Annotated in this window: 19 protein-coding genes; 15 read left to right on the plus strand and 4 right to left on the minus strand. The window is 63.7% G+C overall.

Annotated elements, in window-relative coordinates; genetic code table 11:
• The 8 genes from NKJ12_RS03225 (at position 1) to NKJ12_RS03260 (ending at position 8,881) form a co-directional block, all read left to right on the plus strand.
• Complete coding sequence (locus NKJ12_RS03225) at positions 1-372, plus strand: cupin domain-containing protein (RefSeq protein WP_352701243.1); 372 nt, start codon at positions 1-3, stop codon at positions 370-372.
• Positions 373-421: 49 nt separating this feature from the next.
• On the plus strand, positions 422-1,324 hold the full coding sequence (gene sucD / locus NKJ12_RS03230; RefSeq protein WP_352691069.1) for a succinate--CoA ligase subunit alpha: 903 nt from the start codon (positions 422-424) through the stop codon (positions 1,322-1,324).
• A 131-nt stretch (positions 1,325-1,455) separates the two neighbouring features.
• Entirely contained in the window at positions 1,456-4,443 is a 2,988-nt protein-coding gene (locus tag NKJ12_RS03235; RefSeq protein ID WP_254817845.1) for a 2-oxoglutarate dehydrogenase E1 component, read from the plus strand.
• A 29-nt stretch (positions 4,444-4,472) separates the two neighbouring features.
• Complete coding sequence (odhB, locus tag NKJ12_RS03240) at positions 4,473-5,774, plus strand: 2-oxoglutarate dehydrogenase complex dihydrolipoyllysine-residue succinyltransferase (protein ID WP_352701244.1); 1,302 nt, start codon at positions 4,473-4,475, stop codon at positions 5,772-5,774.
• Positions 5,775-5,870: 96 nt separating this feature from the next.
• Positions 5,871-6,326 (plus strand): hypothetical protein, encoded by a 456-nt coding sequence (locus NKJ12_RS03245; RefSeq protein ID WP_502894229.1) that lies wholly within the window; start codon positions 5,871-5,873, stop codon positions 6,324-6,326.
• Positions 6,323-7,078, plus strand: a complete 756-nt coding sequence (locus tag NKJ12_RS03250; RefSeq protein WP_352701245.1) for an SDR family oxidoreductase — start codon at positions 6,323-6,325, stop codon at positions 7,076-7,078. The genes NKJ12_RS03245 and NKJ12_RS03250 overlap by 4 nt, the downstream gene beginning before the upstream one ends.
• An 18-nt stretch (positions 7,079-7,096) precedes the next feature.
• Entirely contained in the window at positions 7,097-8,503 is a 1,407-nt protein-coding gene (gene lpdA / locus NKJ12_RS03255; protein WP_352701246.1) for a dihydrolipoyl dehydrogenase, read from the plus strand.
• A gap of 30 nt (positions 8,504-8,533) precedes the next feature.
• Positions 8,534-8,881 (plus strand): hypothetical protein, encoded by a 348-nt coding sequence (locus NKJ12_RS03260; protein WP_352701247.1) that lies wholly within the window; start codon positions 8,534-8,536, stop codon positions 8,879-8,881.
• 373 nt (positions 8,882-9,254) lie between these two features.
• On the opposite strand, the gene NKJ12_RS03265 is transcribed toward NKJ12_RS03260, so the two are convergent.
• Together NKJ12_RS03265 and NKJ12_RS03270 are read right to left on the minus strand one after the other, a co-directional pair.
• A complete protein-coding gene (locus NKJ12_RS03265) occupies positions 9,255-10,322 on the minus strand; it encodes a TraB/GumN family protein (RefSeq protein ID WP_352701248.1) in 1,068 nt (355 codons plus the stop codon).
• Between the two features lie 85 nt (positions 10,323-10,407).
• On the minus strand, positions 10,408-11,346 hold the full coding sequence (locus tag NKJ12_RS03270; RefSeq protein WP_352701249.1) for a tyrosine recombinase XerC: 939 nt from the start codon (positions 11,344-11,346) through the stop codon (positions 10,408-10,410).
• Between the two features lie 115 nt (positions 11,347-11,461).
• On the opposite strand from NKJ12_RS03270, the gene rimM reads away from it, so the two are divergent.
• Positions 11,462-12,061, plus strand: coding sequence for a ribosome maturation factor RimM (rimM, locus tag NKJ12_RS03275; protein WP_352701250.1), 600 nt, complete (start codon positions 11,462-11,464; stop codon positions 12,059-12,061).
• Positions 12,058-12,756 (plus strand): tRNA (guanosine(37)-N1)-methyltransferase TrmD, encoded by a 699-nt coding sequence (gene trmD / locus NKJ12_RS03280; RefSeq protein WP_352701251.1) that lies wholly within the window; start codon positions 12,058-12,060, stop codon positions 12,754-12,756. Before rimM ends, trmD begins: the two co-directional genes overlap by 4 nt.
• Here trmD and NKJ12_RS03285 read toward each other — a convergent pair.
• Complete coding sequence (locus tag NKJ12_RS03285) at positions 12,738-13,490, minus strand: sulfite exporter TauE/SafE family protein (RefSeq protein ID WP_023679781.1); 753 nt, start codon at positions 13,488-13,490, stop codon at positions 12,738-12,740. The genes trmD and NKJ12_RS03285 overlap by 19 nt on opposite strands.
• Positions 13,491-13,846: 356 nt before the next feature.
• Here NKJ12_RS03285 and rplS point away from each other — a divergent pair, with 356 nt between their 5' ends.
• The 5 genes from rplS to leuC all read left to right on the plus strand — a co-directional run bounded on the left by rplS (position 13,847) and on the right by leuC (position 18,864).
• The gene (gene rplS, locus NKJ12_RS03290; protein ID WP_254817835.1) at positions 13,847-14,386 is read left to right on the plus strand and encodes a 50S ribosomal protein L19; all 540 of its coding nucleotides are present in this window, start codon (positions 13,847-13,849) and stop codon (positions 14,384-14,386) included.
• 255 nt (positions 14,387-14,641) lie between these two features.
• A complete protein-coding gene (locus tag NKJ12_RS03295) occupies positions 14,642-15,439 on the plus strand; it encodes a transporter substrate-binding domain-containing protein (RefSeq protein WP_352701252.1) in 798 nt (265 codons plus the stop codon).
• A 263-nt stretch (positions 15,440-15,702) separates the two neighbouring features.
• A complete protein-coding gene (locus NKJ12_RS03300) occupies positions 15,703-16,518 on the plus strand; it encodes an amino acid ABC transporter permease (RefSeq protein WP_352701254.1) in 816 nt (271 codons plus the stop codon).
• Between the two features lie 52 nt (positions 16,519-16,570).
• Positions 16,571-17,206: a class I SAM-dependent DNA methyltransferase gene (locus NKJ12_RS03305; protein ID WP_352508959.1), complete on the plus strand. Its 636-nt coding sequence runs from the start codon at positions 16,571-16,573 to the stop codon at positions 17,204-17,206.
• Between the two features lie 248 nt (positions 17,207-17,454).
• Positions 17,455-18,864, plus strand: a complete 1,410-nt coding sequence (leuC, locus tag NKJ12_RS03310) for a 3-isopropylmalate dehydratase large subunit (protein WP_352508958.1) — start codon at positions 17,455-17,457, stop codon at positions 18,862-18,864.
• Between the two features lie 60 nt (positions 18,865-18,924).
• Here the strand turns inward: leuC and NKJ12_RS03315 are convergent, their stop codons facing one another.
• Entirely contained in the window at positions 18,925-19,236 is a 312-nt protein-coding gene (locus NKJ12_RS03315) for a hypothetical protein (RefSeq protein ID WP_352508957.1), read from the minus strand.
• Between the last annotated feature and the right edge of the window lie 14 nt (positions 19,237-19,250).

Below are 19,250 nucleotides of genomic sequence, written 5' to 3' on the forward strand. Positions count from 1 at the left end.
GTGCCTCCGCATAAGATAAACCTCGTCGAAGCGGCCGATGCGAAGATCAAGAAGGCGTTCGATCCGCACATTGCCGGCGACGTGAATGACAGCCAGGTCAAGATCGCCAAGTTCGGCGACGTCTTCGACTGGCACGCGCATGACAATGAGGATGAAGCGTTCCTCGTGCTGCGCGGCCGCATTGCCATCGATTTCCGCGACGGCACGGTGGAGCTTTCCAGCGGCGAGTTCATCGTCGTGCCGCGCGCCGTCGACCACCGGCCGCGCTCGCTGAGCGAGGAACCTGTCGTGCTGATGTTCGAGCCGGCGACGACGCTCAACACCGGCAACGCCAAAAGCGACCTCACCGTCGCCGACCTGAAGCGGTTGTGACCATGAGCGCGCGGCCTTCCCCGATCAACGGTTTTTAAAAAGGACCATCATGTCCATTCTCGTCGACAAGAACACCAAGGTGCTGGTGCAGGGCCTGACCGGCAAGACCGGCACGTTCCACACCGAACAGGCGCTCGCCTATCACGGCACAAAGATGGTCGGCGGCATCCACCCCAAGAAGGGCGGCGAGACCTGGACCGGCGCCAAGGGCGAGACGCTGCCGATCTTCTCCACCGTTGCCGAAGGCAAGGCGAAGACCGGCGCCAATGCCTCCGTCGTCTACGTGCCGCCGGCGGGTGCTGCCGAAGCGATCCTGGAAGCGATCGAGGCCGAGATCCCGCTGATCGTCTGCATCACCGAGGGCATACCGGTGATGGACATGATCAAGGTCAAGGCAAGGCTCGACCGCTCGACATCGCGGCTGATCGGGCCGAACTGCCCCGGTGTGCTGACGCCCGACGAATGCAAGATCGGCATCATGCCCGGCAACATCTTCCGCAAGGGCTCGGTCGGCGTTGTTTCGCGCTCGGGAACGCTTACCTATGAGGCGGTGTTCCAGACCACCAATGTCGGCCTCGGCCAGACCACCGCCGTCGGCATCGGCGGCGACCCGGTCAAAGGCACGGAGTTCATAGACGTGCTGGAGATGTTCCTCGCCGACGACGAGACCAAGTCGATCATCATGATCGGTGAGATCGGCGGTTCGGCCGAGGAAGACGCCGCGCAGTTCCTCAAGGACGAGGCAAAGCGCGGCCGCAGCAAGCCGATGGCCGGCTTTATCGCCGGGCGCACCGCGCCGGCCGGCCGCACCATGGGTCATGCGGGCGCGGTCATCTCTGGCGGCAAGGGCGGTGCCGAAGACAAGATCGCGGCGATGGAATCGGCCGGCATCAAGGTTTCGCCATCGCCGGCCCGGCTCGGCACGACGCTGGTCGAGGCGATCAAAGGTTAGTGAGTAGCGAGTAGTGAATAGCGAATAGGTAAGAACAGAGTAACGGCGCGAACCAGGGAAAATCCCTACTCGCTATTCGCTACTCTCTATTCGCTCTGAAAAGGAGACGGAGCGCGGCTCCGCGGACAAAAATGGCAAGACAAGATCAGGCCAACGACCAGTTTTCGCTTACCTCTTTCCTCTATGGCGGCAATGCCGATTATATCGACGCGCTCTATGCCGCCTACGAGGACGATCCCGCTTCGGTCGATCCCGAATGGCAGGACTTCTTCGCGGCGCTGAAGGATGACGCCGGTGACGTGCGCAGGAACGCCAAGGGCGCCTCTTGGGCCAAGCCCTCCTGGCCGATGCAGGCCAATGGCGAGCTGGTCTCGGCGCTGGACGGCAATTGGGGCCTGGTCGAAAAGCACATCGAAAAGAAGGTCAAGGACAGGGCAGCCGGCAACGGCGCAGCGCTTTCCGACGCCGACGTGCATCAGGCGACGCGCGATTCCGTCCGCGCCATCATGATGATCCGCGCCTTCCGCATGCGCGGCCACCTGCACGCCAATCTCGATCCGCTTGGCATTGCCAAGCCGCTGGAGGATTATAACGAGCTGTCGCCGGAGAATTACGGCTTCACCGAAGCCGACTACGACCGGCCGATCTTCCTCGACAATGTGCTCGGGCTGGAATTCGGCACCATCCGGCAGATGCTCGATATCCTGACCCGGACCTATTGCTCGACGCTCGGCGTCGAATTCATGCATATTTCCGATCCCGAGGAGAAGGCCTGGATCCAGGCGCGCATCGAGGGTACCGACAAGGAGATCTCCTTCACCGCAGCCGGCAAGAAGGCGATCCTGCAGAAGCTTGTTGAGGCGGAAGGCTTCGAGCAATTCATCGACGTCAAGTACAAGGGTACCAAGCGCTTCGGCCTTGATGGCGGCGAGTCGCTGATCCCGGCGCTGGAGCAGATCATCAAGCGCGGCGGCCAGCTCGGCATGAAGGAGATCGTGCTCGGCATGGCGCATCGCGGCCGGCTGAACGTGCTGTCACAGGTGATGGCCAAGCCGCACCGGGCCATTTTCCACGAGTTCAAGGGCGGCTCGGCCGCGCCCGACGAGGTCGAAGGCTCGGGCGACGTGAAGTACCATCTCGGTGCTTCGTCGGATCGCGAGTTCGACGGCAACAAGGTGCATCTGTCGCTGACCGCCAATCCTTCGCATCTGGAAATCGTCGATCCGGTGGTGATGGGCAAGGCGCGCGCCAAACAGGACTATTTGTTCGGCCGCAGCCGCGAGGAGATCGTGCCGCTGGAGGAGCGTGCCAAGGTGCTGCCGTTGCTGCTGCACGGCGACGCCGCCTTTGCCGGCCAGGGCGTGATTGCCGAAATCCTCGGCCTGTCCGGCCTGCGCGGCCACCGCGTCGCCGGCACGCTGCATTTCATCATCAACAACCAGATCGGCTTCACTACCAACCCACGCTTTTCGCGTTCGTCGCCCTATCCGTCCGACGTGGCAAAGATGATCGAGGCGCCGATCTTCCACGTCAACGGCGACGATCCGGAAGCCGTGGTCCATGCCACCAAGGTGGCGATCGAATTCCGCATGAAGTTCCACAAGCCTGTCGTGGTGGACATGTTCTGCTACCGCCGCTTTGGCCACAATGAGGGCGACGAGCCCGCCTTCACCCAGCCGATCATGTATCGCAAGATCCGCAACCAGAAGACGACGGTGCAGATCTATGCCGACCGGCTGATTTCCGAAGGCCACATCACCCAGGCCGAGTTCGAAAAGATGAAGGCCGATTGGCGGGCGCATCTCGAGCAGGAATTCGAGGTCGGCCAGCATTACAAGCCGAACAAGGCCGACTGGCTGGACGGCGCGTGGTCCGGCTTGCGCTCGGCCGACAACCAGGACGAACAGCGGCGCGGCAAGACCGCCGTGCCGGTCAAGACGCTGAAGGAGATCGGCAAGAAACTGACCGAGGTGCCGAAGGATTTCGAGGCGCACAAGACGATCATCCGCTTCCTCGACAATCGCCGCCAGGCGATCGAGTCCGGCGAAGGCATCGACTGGTCGACGGCCGAGGCGCTGGCCTTCGGCGCCATCCTGCTCGACGGCAATCCGATCCGGCTGTCCGGACAGGATTCGGAGCGCGGCACCTTCTCGCAGCGCCATTCCGTGCTCTACGACCAGCGCGACGAGACACGCTATATCCCGCTCAACAATCTGTCGGCGGCGCAGGCCGGCTTCGAGGTCATCAACTCGATGTTGTCGGAAGAGGCCGTGCTCGGCTTCGAATATGGCTACTCGCTGGCCGAGCCGAAGGCGCTGACGCTGTGGGAAGCGCAGTTCGGCGACTTCGCCAACGGCGCCCAGGTGGTGTTCGACCAGTTCATCTCGTCGGGCGAGCGCAAATGGCTCAGAATGTCGGGCCTCGTCTGCCTGCTGCCGCATGGCTATGAAGGCCAGGGGCCCGAGCATTCGTCGGCCCGGCTCGAGCGCTTCCTGCAGCTTTGCGCCGAAGACAACATGCAGGTCGCCAATGTCACGACGCCGGCCAATTACTTCCACATCTTGCGCCGGCAATTGAAGCGGGACTTCCGCAAGCCGCTGATCCTGATGACGCCGAAGTCGCTGCTGCGCCACAAGCGGGCTGTGTCGACCCTCCCGGAAATGTCGGGCGAAAGCGCCTTTCACCGGCTGTTGTGGGACGACGCGCAGCTGCTGTCAGGCCAGGCCATCAAGCTCACCAAGGATTCGAAAATCCGCCGTGTCGTGCTCTGTTCGGGCAAGGTCTATTACGACCTCTACGAAGAGCGCGAGAAGCGCGGCATCAACGACATCTATTTGTTGCGCGTCGAGCAGCTCTATCCGTTCCCGGCCAAGGCGCTGATCACCGAACTGTCGCGCTTCCGTAATGCCGAGATGGTGTGGTGCCAGGAGGAGCCCAAGAACATGGGCGCCTGGTCGTTCATCGACCCGTATCTCGAATGGGTGCTGGCGCATATCGACGCCAAGCATCAGCGGGTGCGCTATACCGGCCGGCCGGCCGCCGCCTCGCCGGCGACCGGATTGATGTCGAAGCATCTCGCCCAGCTTGCCGCCTTGCTCGACGACGCGCTTGGTGAATAGAACAGAACCGAAAGAAACGGACAGGCACAATGGCAACCGAAATCCGCGTCCCGACACTTGGTGAATCCGTCACCGAGGCGACCATCGGCAAGTGGTTCAAGAAGGTCGGCGACGCGATCGCCGCCGATGAGCCGCTGGTCGAGCTCGAAACCGACAAGGTGACGGTGGAAGTGCCGGCCGCCGCCGCGGGCACGCTCGCCGAGATCGCCGTCAAGGAAGGCGAGACGGTCGGCGTCGGCGCGCTGCTCGGCACGATTTCGGCAGGCGCCGGCGCGGCAGCCAATGCCGCCGCCGCTCCGGCAACGAAGCAGGAGGCGGTGTCGCAGGCCTCGGCTCCGACTGCAGCCTCGAGCGTCAAGCAGGCTGCGGCCGAGACCGCCAAGATTGCCGGTGACGCCGGCCCGATCGAGACACGCACCATGCCGCCGGCGCCGTCGGCGGCAAAGCTGCTGGCCGAGCACAATCTCGCGGTCGACCAGGTGTCGGGCTCGGGCAAGCGCGGCCAGGTGCTGAAAGGCGACGTGCTCGACCTTATCGCCAGGGGCGCGCCGTCGCAGCCGGCAGAAATGCCCAAGGCCGCGCCTGTACCGGCACCCGTTGCCGCGCGCGCGCCGTCCGCTGCCGACGATGCGTCGCGCGAGGAGCGGGTGCGCATGACCAAGCTGCGCCAGACCATTGCGCGCCGCCTTAAAGAAGCGCAATCGACCGCCGCCATGCTGACCACCTTCAACGAGGTCGACATGAGCGCGGTGATGGCGCTGAGGAGCAAATACAAGGACGTGTTCGAGAAGAAGCACGGCGTGAAGCTCGGCTTCATGGGCTTCTTCACCAAGGCCGTCACCCATGCGCTGAAGGAGATCCCGTCGGTCAATGCCGAGATCGACGGCACCGACATCATCTTCAAGAACTACGCTCATATCGGCGTTGCCGTCGGTACAGAGAAAGGCCTTGTCGTGCCGGTTGTGCGCAATGCCGACCAGATGTCCATCGCCGAAATCGAGAAGGACATCGGCAGGCTGGGGCTTGCGGCGCGCGACGGCAAGCTCTCCGTCGCCGATATGCAAGGCGGCACGTTCACGATTTCCAACGGTGGCGTTTACGGGTCGCTGATGTCGACGCCGATCCTCAATGCGCCGCAGTCCGGCATTCTGGGTATGCACAAGATCCAGGAGCGGCCGGTGGTGGTCGGCGGCCAGATCGTCATCCGGCCGATGATGTATCTGGCGCTGTCCTACGACCACCGCATCGTCGACGGCAAGGAAGCGGTGACCTTCCTGGTGCGGGTCAAGGAAAGCCTGGAGGATCCTGAGCGGCTGGTGCTCGACCTCTAGGGGGCGGCCGACGTGGGCCGGAGCATGGATCTGCGCCGCCGGATGAGTTCGTGCCGTTTCCGGTCCGGTTTGTTTGTCACAATCTGCGCACTCGGCGTGCAGACGGTCTCCGCGGCCCTCGCCGCCTGCCCGCTCGAACTGGCCGTCTATGGCGATCCTGAGAACGCCGCCGAGATCGATTTCAGGCCGACCATGGAGTCGGCTACCGTCACCAATACCTTCAAGATGGTGCTCGACAACGGCGTCGTGCTCGACGGCATCGTCATGTGGACGGAGGGCGTGGCGCGGCCGCACGGCTCGCTGATGTACAAATGCCCGGCCGGCGACGTCACCGGCGACGAGCTCGCCGCCTGCACCGTGTGGGAGGGCGTCATCTACACTGCCGACGACCAGGGCAATATCGCGTTGCTGCCGGGCGAAGGAAAGGATGCGCCGAAGAAGCTGATCCTGCCTGACTTGGGAGCGTCGTTGCAGATGTCGGCGGCCTATGGCGCCAACGGCTTTTCCAGGGTGCCCTGGGACGTCTTTGCCCTGAAGGGATGTCAGGAATGAGCGCGAGCGGAAAGATCCTGCTGGTGACCGGCGGCAGCCGCGGCATTGGCGCCGCTACATGCAGGCTTGCCGCCAAGGCCGGCTATCGCATTGCGGTCAATTACGCGTCGAATGCAAAAGCCGCCGAAACGGTGGTCGCCGACATCGAGGCTGCTGGCGGAGAAGCCTTCACAGTCAAGGCCGATGTCGGCAGCGAGACGGACGTATTGGCTATGTTCGAGGCTGTCGATGGCCGTTTCGGTCGGCTCGACGCGCTCGTCAACAATGCCGGCGTGGTCGACCAGAGCGCGCGCGTCGACGAGTTTAGCGCTGCACGGCTGGAGCGCATGATGCGCATCAATGTAATCGCGCCGATGCTTTGCGCCCGCGAGGCGGTGAAGCGGATGTCGACCAGGCATGGCGGCAAGGGTGGCGCCATCGCCAATGTTTCTTCGATCGCGGCAAGGCTTGGCGGGCCGGGTCAATATGTCGACTACGCCGCGTCGAAGGGCGCGCTCGATTCCTTCACCATCGGGCTTGCCCGCGAAGTGGCCGGCGAAGGCATTCGTGTCAACGCGGTCAGCCCGGGCATCATCGACACCGAAATTCATGCCTCCGGCGGTCAGCCGGATCGCGCCGAGAGAATGCGCAAGGTGGTGCCCATGCAGCGCGTCGGCACCGCCGAGGAAGTCGCAGCCGCAATTCTGTGGCTGCTGTCGGACGAGGCGTCCTACACAACAGGCGCCAATCTGGAAATCGGCGGCGGCCGCTAAAGCAAAAGGGACAGTATCATGGCCTATGATGTCGTTATCATCGGATCGGGACCAGGCGGCTATGTCTGCGCCATCAAGGCGGCGCAGCTCGGTCTGAAGACGGCGGTGGTCGAAAAGGACCCGACCTTCGGCGGTACCTGCCTCAACATCGGCTGCATCCCGTCGAAGGCGCTGCTGCATGCGTCCGAGATGTTTGCCGAGGCCGGCCATTCCTTCGAGGCGCTCGGCGTCGAGATCGGCGCGCCCAAGCTCAACCTTGGGAAGATGATGGCACACAAGGATGCGACGGTAACGGCCAACGTCAATGGCGTCGCCTTCCTGTTCAAGAAGAACAAGATCGACAGTTTTCGTGGCACCGGCAAGATAGTTGCGGCCGGCAAGGTGTCGGTGACCTCCGATGACGGCAAGGTCGAGGAGATCGAGACCAAGAACATCGTCATCGCCACAGGCTCCGACGTCGCCGGCATTCCCGGCGTCGAGGTCGATTTCGATGAGAAGGTGATCGTCTCGTCGACCGGCGCGCTGTCGCTGGACAAGGTGCCGGGCCATCTGGTGGTGGTCGGCGGTGGTGTCATCGGTCTGGAGCTCGGCTCGGTATGGGCGCGGCTCGGCGCCAAGGTCACCGTGGTCGAGTTCCTCGACACCATCCTGGGGGGCATGGATGGCGAGGTCTCCAAGCAGTTCCAGCGCCTGCTGTCGAAGCAGGGCTTCGAGTTCAGGCTGGGCGCCAAGGTGACCGCCGTCGCCAAGGCCAGGAAGGGGGTGACTGTTACCTTCGAGCCGGTCAAGGGCGGAGCAGCCGAGACGATCGAGGCGGACGCGGTGCTGATTGCGACGGGACGACGGGCCTATTCGGACGCTCTCGGGCTGAAGGAGGCAGGCGTCGACGTCGATGAGCGCGGCCGGGTCAAGACCGACGGTCATCTCAGGACTAACGTGCCCGGCATCTACGCCATCGGCGATGTCATCGCCGGGCCGATGCTTGCACACAAGGCCGAGGACGAGGGCGTGGCGGTGGCCGAAACCATCGCCGGCCAGGCCGGGCATGTGAACTATGACGTGATTCCGAGCGTCGTCTACACCACGCCGGAAATCGCCTCGGTCGGCAAGACCGAAGAAGAATTGAAGAAGGCCGGCATCGACTACAAGGCCGGAAAATTCCCGTTCAGCGCCAATGGCCGGGCGCGCGCCATGCTGCACACCGACGGCTTTGTGAAAATCCTGGCCGACAAGGCCAGCGACCGTGTGCTCGGCGTCCACATCGTCGGCTTCGGCGCCGGCGAGATGATCCACGAGGCGGCCGTGCTGATGGAATTTGGCGGCTCGTCGGAAGACCTGGCCCGCACCTGTCACGCCCATCCGACAATGTCGGAAGCGGTAAAGGAGGCGGCATTGGCGACGTTCTTCAAGCCGATCCATATCTGAGCAAACGCGGTGAATCGCAAACCTTAGAGATTGGCTGAAACGTCCAAAGCGCTCGACGGCTGCTCCCAAAAACAAAACGGCCCGCTTTTCAGCGGGCCGTTCATATATCAAATCAGCAGTTTGATCACTGAGCCGGGGCAGGTGCTGGTGCCGGGGCCGGGGCCGGGGCTGGCGCAGGAGCCGGCGCGGGTGCAGGCTCTGCCGGAGCGGGAGCCGGAGCGGGTGTGGCCGGAGCTGGCGCAGGAGCCGGTTCGGCTGGTTTCATCGGCTCGGCGGGCGCTGGGGCCGGAGCTGGTGTGCTGGCTGCGGGCGGTTCGGCAGGCGCAGGTGCCTCGCTACGTCTTCCAAAAACATAATAGGCGACAATTGCCAGGATAACGACGACCAGGGCAATCAGCCAGCCGCTGCCGCCGCCGCTTGGCCGTGCGGAGCCCGGCGAGGTGAATGGGTCGTTCGGATTGGGTGTGTTCGCCATAAAAGTGTCCTCCGTGGATGAAAAACATCAAGTAATAGCCATCAACGTACAATCGTTGAATCAGTTTCACATTAGGCGTTGAAAACGCCGAAAACAGGGCAATTCTGATCCGGAATCGCTTGCAGGCATGCATTTCCACCGCAAAATGGGTTCGATCGAGCCAAACCGAACCTTTTTCAGTTTCTTGGCACGAAGCGCGGCTGGTCCGCCGTCGCGCCACGAGCAGGGGTTGACCCAGGCTTGGCGATGATTCGGTGTGCAACTCCGCCGTGTTGTTCAGTTGACGGCAGTCACGGTATAGCCGGTCTTGCGGAAACCCTCGACCAAGCCTTGCGCTCCGGGAAGGTGCATGGCGCCGACCGCCATGAAGACATTGCCGTGGGCGAGGATCGGCGCTGCACGATCAACCATCACCCTGTTGCGGCTGGTGATCATGGTCTGCTCGAATTCGGCGTAACCCGATTGGTCGTCGACCTGTTCGGGGACGACAGCCCGAAACAGCGGTACGTACATGCCAGTGTCGCCACGGCGGTAAAGCACGATCATGGTTTCGTTGACGTCGTTCACCTTGTCGCCAAGCTTCAGCGTATCGACCAGACCCTTCAGGTGAAAGGCGATCGGTAGCGAAGCCATGGCGCGCAGCTGGTCGGCGATTGTCTCCAGCCCCTCGACTGATTTGCCCGCAGCCTCGGCGTCCTTGGCAAGCTTGACGTCGAGCACCGGCGCGCCGCCAGCCTGGCGGGCGACTTCGCATGCTGGTAGCGCCACCATCGCCGACAGCAACCAAGGTTTCATCTTGGCGACGGTCGCTGGCGGGATGCCACGCGCGTCGAGCGCCTTGTCGACCACCGCCGCGTCCTCCGGCGACAGCAGCGACGAAAGCGTCGTCTTGTCGGTGAACATCATCAGATCCGGCTCTTTCAGCAATGCTGCCATCATCTTCTGCTTGTCGAGCACTTCGGTGGTCTCAATGACGACGGTGCCAGCTGCATCGAATGCCTTCTGCGCGGCGGGTGGCAGCGTGGTGACGCGCGGGTCGGTAAGGTGCATGGTGCCGAACAGGAAGGACGGTTTTTCGCCCGATTTTTCCAGCTTCCACAGCAAGCCTTTGCCGTTCGGTGTTGCTGCCGCGTCCGCCTCGATCTTGCGGTAGCCAGCCGGGTCGTTCTTTTGCAGCGCGCTCAGCATATCGGTACCGGTGCAGGCCGGGGCCTCGGCGCGTGCCTTGCCCGCGGCGAGCAGCGCGATGATGAGGAAGGAGAGGAAAAACAGGGCGTTGAGCGCGACGAGCAGCTTCAGCGACACTTGGGTCGCGCGGTCGGCGATGGCGATGAGGCGTTTCATGCTGCGCTTGTAGGCGCAAAAAGCGGCAAAACGGTTAATCAGCGCATCAAAATTGTTGCGAGATCGTCACCTATTCAAGCGTCCATCACGCACGAGGATGAGCTGCTTCGTAAATCTCGAGCAGCCTCGCGGTGTCGACGCCGGTGTATATCTGGGTTGTCGACAGGCTGGCGTGGCCGAGCAACTCCTGGATGGTGCGCAGGTCGCCGCCGCGCCCAAGCAGATGCGTGGCGAAAGAATGGCGCAGCGCATGCGGCGTCGCGGTGTCGGGCAGGTTGAGCGCCGAGCGCAGCTTGGCCATGTCGCGCTGAACGGTCGCCGGGTTGAGCGGGCCGCCGCGGGCACCGCGAAACAGCAAGCCCTTGGGATCGAGATGCCAGGGGCAGAGGCGGCGGTATTCGGCAATCGCCCGCAGCGCTACCGGCAGCACCGGCACCAGCCGCGTCTTGCCGCCCTTGCCGGTGACGCGCAGCACAGTATCACCAGGCGAGGACAGATCGGCGCCCGACAGGCCGAGCGCCTCGGAGATCCGCAAGCCGGACCCATAAAGCAGAGTCAGCACGGCGGCGTTGCGCGCGGCAATCCACGGCTCCTCCGCCAGTTGGCCTTCCACCGAGACGACGTGTTTTGCATCGCTTGCGGTCAGCGGCTTGGGCAGCGATTTCGGCTGCCGCGGCGCGCGCAAGGCTGCCGCACCTGCCGCATTGGCGAGGCCGCGCCGTTCCAGGAAACGCAGCAGCGAGCGGATGCCGGCCAGCCCGCGCCCGAGCGTGCGGGCGCCGGCGCCCTCGGCACGGCGGGCAGCGAGAAAGCCGCGCAGATCGGCCGGGCGCAGATCGGCGATGTCGGAAATACCGGGCGAGCCGCCGCAATGGCTGGTCAGGAAATGCAGGAACTGGCGCGTGTCGCGCTCATAGGCCTCGACGGTTTCGGGCGACAGCCGGCGTTCGCGCGCCAGCATCTTCAGCCAGGCCTCGCGCGCCGCCTGAAGATCGGGCTTTGCCGGTATGAGGAATTCCTGCATTGCGCTCTTCCAGTTCCCGGCCATCTTCCGGCATGCGGGTTAGGAAGCGGTGAAGAGCGGCATCATTGAAATGACGATGGGCTGGGGTTAGAGCAAGGCAAAGGATTTTCCGCAGATGAGCAAACCGCAAAACCCCGTCCAGATGGCCGTGATCGGTGCCGCGCACGGCATCAAGGGCGAATTGCGGGTCAAGAGCTTTACCGGCGACCCGCTGGCGCTGGCCGATTACGGTCCGCTCTACGCCAGGGATGGCCGCGCCTTCCAGATCGTCGACATCAGGCCTGCCAACACCGTCGTGGTGGTGCGCTTCAAAGGCGTCAACGATCGCCATGCCGCCGAGGCGCTTGCCGGCACCGAATTGTTCGTCGACCGTTCGGTGTTGCCTGATGAGGGCGAAGAGGACGAATTCTACCACGCCGATCTCGTCGGGCTGGAGGTCAAGGACGACACCGGTGCCATTATCGGCAAGGTCGTCGCCGTGCATAATTTTGGCGGCGGCGACATTCTCGACGTGACGCTGGCGGGGCGCAAAGGCGTGCTTATCCCGTTCACGCAGGCCGCTGTTCCGGAAGTGTCGATCGCCGGCGGCTTTGTCCGCATCGATCCGGCTGCGGCAGGGTTGGTCGAGGACGAGGACGGAGAATCTGCCGAGCGCGACAGCTTCGACCCCAAGGGCCGGCCGCGCGGGCCGAGGGACGCCGGAGGCAATCGATGAGTTTTTCGGCTTCGGTGCTGACGCTCTATCCCGAGATGTTTCCCGGCGCGCTTGGCCTGTCGCTGGCCGGCCGCGCGCTCGAGACCGGCATTTGGTCGCTCGAAACGATCCAGATCCGCGACTTTGCCCGCGATCGTCACCGGACCGTGGACGACACGCCGGCCGGCGGCGGCGCCGGCATGGTGATGCGGGCAGACGTGCTGGCCAGCGCTATCGACCATGCCTCGCCGGCAGGCGATCCACGTCCGCGCCTGCTGATGAGCCCTCGCGGCAAGCCGCTGACACAGCGCCGTGTGCGTGAGCTCGCCGCCGGGCCGGGTGCGGTGATCGTCTGCGGCCGCTTCGAAGGCGTCGACCAGCGGGTTATCGAATCGCGAGGCCTCGAGGAAGTCTCGATCGGCGATTTCATCCTGTCCGGCGGCGAGCCGGCGGCACTCGTGCTGCTCGACGCCGTGGTGCGCCTGCTGCCCGGCGTGATGGGCAATGCGGTATCGGGCGAGGAAGAGAGCTTTGAAAACGGCCTGCTCGAACATCCGCATTATACGCGGCCGCAGGAATTCGAGGGCCGGCCGATTCCGGAAGTGTTGATTTCGGGCAATCACAGCAAGATCGCGGCGTGGCGGCGGGCCGAAGCGGAGAGGCTGACGAAGGAGCGACGGCCGGATCTTTTAGCCGCTCAGCCCTTATCGAAATAGTAGAAGGCCAGGAACAGGCCGACGGCAATGACGAAGCCGCGCACCGCGTTCTGCGGCACGCGCCTGGCGATCCAGACGCCGGCATAGCCGCCGAGCGCGCCACCCGGGATCATGATGATCGCCTGCAGCCAGGCGATGACGCCGCCAGAGACGAAGACCAGGATGGCAACCGCAGCGATGACCACGGCCAGCATGTTCTTCAATGCGTTCAGCCGATGATAATCGCCGGACTGGGTGAGACCGAGCGTCGCCAGCATCATGACGCCCATGCCGGCGCCGAAGAAGCCGCCATAGACGGCGGTGGCGAACTGCGCCAGCGACCCGACCAGCGAACCCACGGCGGCTTCATGCTCCGGCTTGGGCGCCGGCTTCAGCCAAGGCCCGGCAGCGAACAATGCTGTTGCCGCCAGCAGCAGCCACGGCACCAAGGCGCGGAACGACGGGTTGTCGAGGCCTAGAAGGATGAGCGCGCCAGACAGCGCACCGAGAGCCGAAATGAGGCTGAGCAGCAGTGCGCCGCGCCAGAAATGCTTGATGTCGTGCCAATAGGCCAGCGTCGAGGTGATATAGCCAGGAAATTGCGTCACCGACGATGTCGCGTTGGCGACGATCGGCGGCAGGCCGGCCAGGGTCATGGCGCCAAAGGTTATGAACGTGCCGCCGCCGGCAACGGCGTTGACCGCGCCTGATAGAAAGCCGGCGAGAAAGAGCAGGACCGCGTCCAAGATTGGCATGAGGGGTGTCGTCGCTGGAGGAAAAATGCTTATCTTCCGGCTTAGAAAGCTTGACGCGCGGGCGCAACCCCCTGGACCACAAGCGATCACGGGATTGCCACAGCGGCGCCAGCCAAAAAGAAGCAGCGCCAAAAAAGAGCCAGCGAAGGCGTGACAAAGCGCCGAAATAGCTGTATGTGCGCGCCGAACCGGAAGAAAATTCTCCCGGACCCGTCAACAGTGACGGTGTAGTCGCCCCTGCCCGATGTTCTCGAACAGAAGTTCTCGAACGAAGGGCATAGCCGAGCGGTCGATGCGACTGCAAGGCGAGTGTCGGACGCTCTGACTGTCGGAAGAACAAGAAGTGGATTATTGAGATGGACATCCTCCGTCAGCTTGAGGCCGAGCAGGCCGCCAAGATCGAAGCCAAGCGCAAGCTTCCCGAATTCCAGCCCGGCGATACCGTGCGCGTTCAGGTCCGCGTGACCGAAGGCACCCGCACCCGCGTCCAGGCCTATGAGGGCGTCGTCATCGCCCGCGCCGGCGCCGGCTTCCAGGAAAATTTCACCGTCCGCAAGATCTCCTACGGCGAAGGCGTGGAGCGGGTGTTCCCGGTCTATTCGCCGATGGTCGAGGGCGTCGAGATCGTGCGCCGCGGCAAGGTGCGTCGCGCCAAGCTGTACTATCTGCGTGACCGTCGCGGCAAGTCGGCGCGTATTTCGGAAAACACCGGCGTGCGCGCCCGCAAGCTCAACGATGAAGAGCGCGATGCGCTGAACGCCGAGAAGGCGCGCATCGAGGCCGAGAAGGTGGCCGCCGCGCAGGCGCTGGCCGCCGAGAAGGCCGCGCAGGACGCCGCCGAGAAGAAGGCCGCCGACGAGGCCGCCAAGGCCGCGGAAGCAGCTGCCGCCGAATAAGACGTCGTCAAAACCCATGGTTTCGGAAAGGCGGCTTCGGCCGCCTTTTTGTTGTGCGAGGTGGATTCGATTTTGCCGGTCCGCAATCGATACGGATCGTTCCGTAATGCCGCCATTGAAAGCATCGGAAACTCATTTTCGTGCCGAGCGGCGCATCGGAGCGGCTTGCAAGGCGCCTGCGGAAAGCTAAAGTCGGCGCCGGATTTCCTGCATGCCTCGGTCGATCGAGGCGGTTCAGTTCTTGGGGAGCGTGTCATGACCAAATCGAAACTGCTGCTGGCCGGCCTGCTGGCTTGCCTTCTCTTGCCCATCGCGGCCCTGGCGCAGGCGCTGCCCGATCTTGGCGGCAGGAAAGTGGTGGTGGTGACCGAAAACGCCTATCCGCCGCTGCAGTTTATCGATGCCAACACCGGTAAGCAGATCGGTTGGGAATATGACGCGATGAACGAGATCGCCAAACGGCTGAACTTCAAGGTCGAGTACCAGAACACCTCGTGGGACGCGATGATCCAGGCGGTTTCCGACAACCAATACAACATCGGCATGACCGGCATCACCATCAAGGACGACCGCAAGCAGAAGGTCGATTTCTCCGATCCCTATATGCGCTCGGAACAGTTCATGCTGGTGCGCGGCGACGAGAAACGCTTCACCGATGCCAAGACGTTCGCTGCCTTCAAGGACGGGCTGATCGGTGCGCAGGCCGGCACTACGCCGTTCTACACCGCCGTCTACAGCGTGCTCGACGGCAATGAGCAGAACCCGCGCATAAAGCTGTTCGAGACATTCGGCGCGACGGTGCAGGCGCTGAAGGCCGGCGACGTCGATGTCGTGCTCACCGACGGCACTGCCGGCAAGGGCTATGTCGATGCGTCCAATGGCGGGCTGAAGCTGATCGGCGGGCCGCTCGGCACCGAGGATTTCGGCTTCATCTTCCCCAAGGGCTCCGACCTGGTGAAGCCGGTCAACGCGGCGATCGCCGCGCTCAAGGCCGACGGCACGCTCGACGCGCTCAACAAGAAGTGGTTCCTCGACTACAAGATGGGGCAGTAGGCCCGCTTGTTGCGCGCATTTCATGACGATTTTGCGCGGGAACTCGCGCTGACTCTGCGCTCGTACACCCCCCTCTGGCCTACCGGCCATCTCCCCCGCAAGGGGGGAGATCGGATTTCGCATCGGTTTTCGCTAATTTTCAGTGTTGCAGAACGGGCGAGGTCAAAGCTGCCGATCTCCCCTCTTGAGGGGGAGATGGCCGGCAGGCCAGAGGGGGGTGTGACAGAACGCTGCCTTCGTGACTCTGTCACCGGTACCGCTTGATGCCGTCGCCGCCTCTCGCCTCGGCCAAATCCGACTTCCCGTGGTGGCTTGCCGTGGCCGTGGCGATCGCCTTGGCCGCCGCCGTCTTCATCGTTGCCAGCGACCTCTATGCCCAGGTCTTCGCAACCGTCGCCAAGGGCATCGGCGTCACCATCTTCGTCACCGTGGTCGCCTTCGCGCTGGCTTGCGCGATCGGGCTCGGCGTCGCTCTGATGGGCCTGTCGGGCTCACGCTGGCTCAGCCAGATCGCCCGCTTCTACGTCGAGATCATCCGCGGCGTACCGATGCTGGTGCTGTTGTTCTGGATCGCCTTTGCCGGCGCGCCGGCCTTCGTCGCAGCGTGGAACGCGCTGACGGCGCCGCTGCAAAGCGCCGGCCTCTTCGGTGAGCTGCTGGTACGCGACGTCTCGCTTTTATGGCGCGCCGTCATGGCGCTGACCATCGGCTATTCCGCCTTCATCTCGGAGGTGTTCCGCGCCGGCATCCAGGCGGTCGAGAAGGGCCAGATCGAGGCGGCGAAGGCGCTCGGGCTGATGCGCACGCAGCGCTTCCGGCTGGTCGTCTTTCCGCAGGCGATCCGCACCATCCTGCCGCCGCTCGGCAATGATTTCGTCGCCATGGTCAAGGATTCCTCGCTGGTCTCGGTGCTCGGCGTCGCCGACATCACCCAGATGGGCAAGATTTACGCCGCCGGCTCGTTCCGCTTCTTCGAAACCTATTCGATCGTCGCCTATATCTATCTCATCCTGACCGTCGGCCTGTCGCTGGCCATGCGGGCGCTGGAGAAGCGGCTGCGCCACCAGCATGGGGAATAGAAGGCAGGCGAAAACGGCGCTACCATCGAGCGGACGCGACCGGGGAGGACCCATGATCATCGACAAGGCCAATGCGGCGCTTGAAGCGGTCTACACGGCCGACACGCCTGAGGCGCTCGCCAAGGCCTATGCGCAATGGGCCGCGACCTATGACGGCGAAACCGCGGCGCTCGGCTATCTCCTGCCGTTCCTGATCACCGCCTGGGTGGCGCGCTACGTGCCGCCGGGCGAAGGACCGCTGCTCGACGCCGGCTGCGGCACCGGCCTGTCGGGGCCGTCGCTCAAGGCGCTCGGCTACCACGACGTTGCCGGCCTCGACCTGTCGCAGGACATGCTGAAAATCGCCGGCGGCCGGCAGGCCTACAGCGAGCTGAAACAGGCGATACTCGGCGGGCCATTGCCCTGGCCGGACGGCTATTTCCGGGCCTTTTTCTCGACCGGCGTGTTCACCATCAGCCACGCGCCGGCGTCGGGCCTGCATGAGCTGGTGCGCATCACCCGGAAGGGCGGCCACGCCATCTTTACGGTCCGTGACCAGGTGTTTGAAAGCAGCGGGTTCAAGGCCGTGTTTGGCGAACTGGAGCAGGCGAAAAAATGGCGGCCGGTCGAGGAGAGCCCATGGTTCCGCTGCTACGCGATCGCCGAGCCCGACGCGCTGGTGAAAACCTTCGTGTTCGAGGTGCTGTGAAGCGCCTGCGAAGGCAGACGCGATTGCTGAAAAGCCAAAACATTGATATGAGCAGCGCCATGGAAGAGCTTTTTGGCGATCCGGCCTATAAAGGTTTCGTGCTGCAGGACAGGAAACGCCTGCCGTCGCGATTTTCCGCGCGCGTCTGCGGGGCGCTGACCAGCCGACTTCGCTAGGGCGGACTCGCCAGGCTGTTTCGCCGGCCGACCGGCGTCCCTTTCCCTTTTTAAATCGACGGATTTACGCACATGAGCGCACCGCGCACCCTCTACGACAAGATTTTCGACGACCATGTCGTCGACCGCCAGGACGACGGCACCTGCCTGCTCTATATCGACCGCCACCTCGTCCACGAAGTCACCAGCCCGCAGGCTTTCGAAGGCCTGCGCATTACCGGCCGCAAGGTTCGGCATCCGGAAAAGACGCTGGCTGTCGTCGACCACAACGTGTCGACTTCGCCCGAGCGAAAGTTCGGCATCAAGAACGAGGAAAGCCGCATCCAGGTCGAGGCGCTGGCCAAAAACGCCAAGGATTTCGGTATCGAATATTATTCCGAGAAGGATATCCGCCAGGGCATCGTCCACATCATCGGTCCCGAGCAGGGCTTCACGCTGCCCGGCATGACCATCGTCTGCGGCGACAGCCACACCTCGACGCATGGCGCGTTCGGGGCGCTGGCGCACGGCATCGGCACCTCGGAAGTCGAGCATGTGCTGGCGACGCAGACGCTGATCCAGCGCAAGGCCAAGAACATGCTGGTGCGCGTCGACGGCGCACTGCCGGAAGGCGTCACCGCCAAGGACATCATCCTCGCCATCATCGGCGAGATCGGCACAGCCGGGGGCACCGGCTATGTCATCGAATATGCCGGCGAGGCAATCCGTGCGCTGTCGATGGAAGGTCGGATGACGATCTGCAACATGTCGATCGAAGCCGGCGCGCGCGCCGGCCTGATCGCGCCGGACGAGACCACCTTCGCCTATGTCAAGGACAAGCCGCGCGCCCCCAAGGGCGAAGCCTGGGATGCCGCGCTCGCCTATTGGAAGACGCTGCAGTCCGACGAAGGCGCGCATTTCGACAAGGTCGTCGTGCTCGACGCGGCAAAGCTGCCGCCGATCGTCTCCTGGGGCTCCTCGCCCGAAGACGTTGTCTCGGTTCAAGGCATCGTGCCGAACCCAGACGACATCACTGATGAGAACAAGCGCACGTCCAAGCAGCGTGCACTCGACTATATGGGCCTGATACCGGGCACCAAGATCACCGATATCGAACTTGACCGCGTCTTCATCGGCTCCTGCACCAATGGCCGCATCGAGGATCTGCGCGCCGCCGCCAAGGTGATCGAAGGCAAGAAGGTCAATCCGCGGGTCAGCGCGATGATCGTGCCGGGCTCCGGTCTGGTCAAGGAACAGGCGGAGGCCGAAGGCCTCGACAAGATCTTTGTCGCGGCCGGCTTCGACTGGCGCGAGCCGGGCTGCTCGATGTGCCTTGCCATGAACGACGACCGGCTGAAGCCGCATGAGCGCTGCGCCTCGACCTCGAACCGCAATTTCGAAGGGCGCCAGGGCTTCAAGGGCCGCACCCATCTGGTGTCGCCGGCAATGGCGGCGGCGGCGGCAATTGCCGGCCATTTCGTCGACATCCGCGAGTGGAAATAGCGCAGGGCGCGCCCAGTCGGATATGAGAGTGCCCGAGCCGCAATGCGGTTCGGGCATTCTTCAGCCGGGCCGCCTGACGAATTCGTGAAATCCCTCACGTCGGCCGGGTTGGTCCTTTGCAACGACCAGCGCCAGTTGGCGCTCGTCGAAGAGTTTGAACCATTCATCCCATTCGACCAGTTCATAGCCGCCGGCATTGACCGGACGTTCGGGCTCATCCTGGTCCTGATAGGCATGCTGGCCGAAGACCAGCCTCAGCATGGGCTGCGTTCCGGCTTCGGGCGACACGTCGACGATCGCCGGAAAGCCGGCGCGCGCCGCCGCCCAAGAGCGAATTGCATCGTGATCGGTCAGCATGATCGTGTCGGCCATCGGAGCGTCTCCTG

The sequence above is a fragment of the Mesorhizobium sp. M0195 genome (genome assembly GCF_040322115.1).
Lineage (GTDB): Bacteria > Pseudomonadota > Alphaproteobacteria > Rhizobiales > Rhizobiaceae > Mesorhizobium.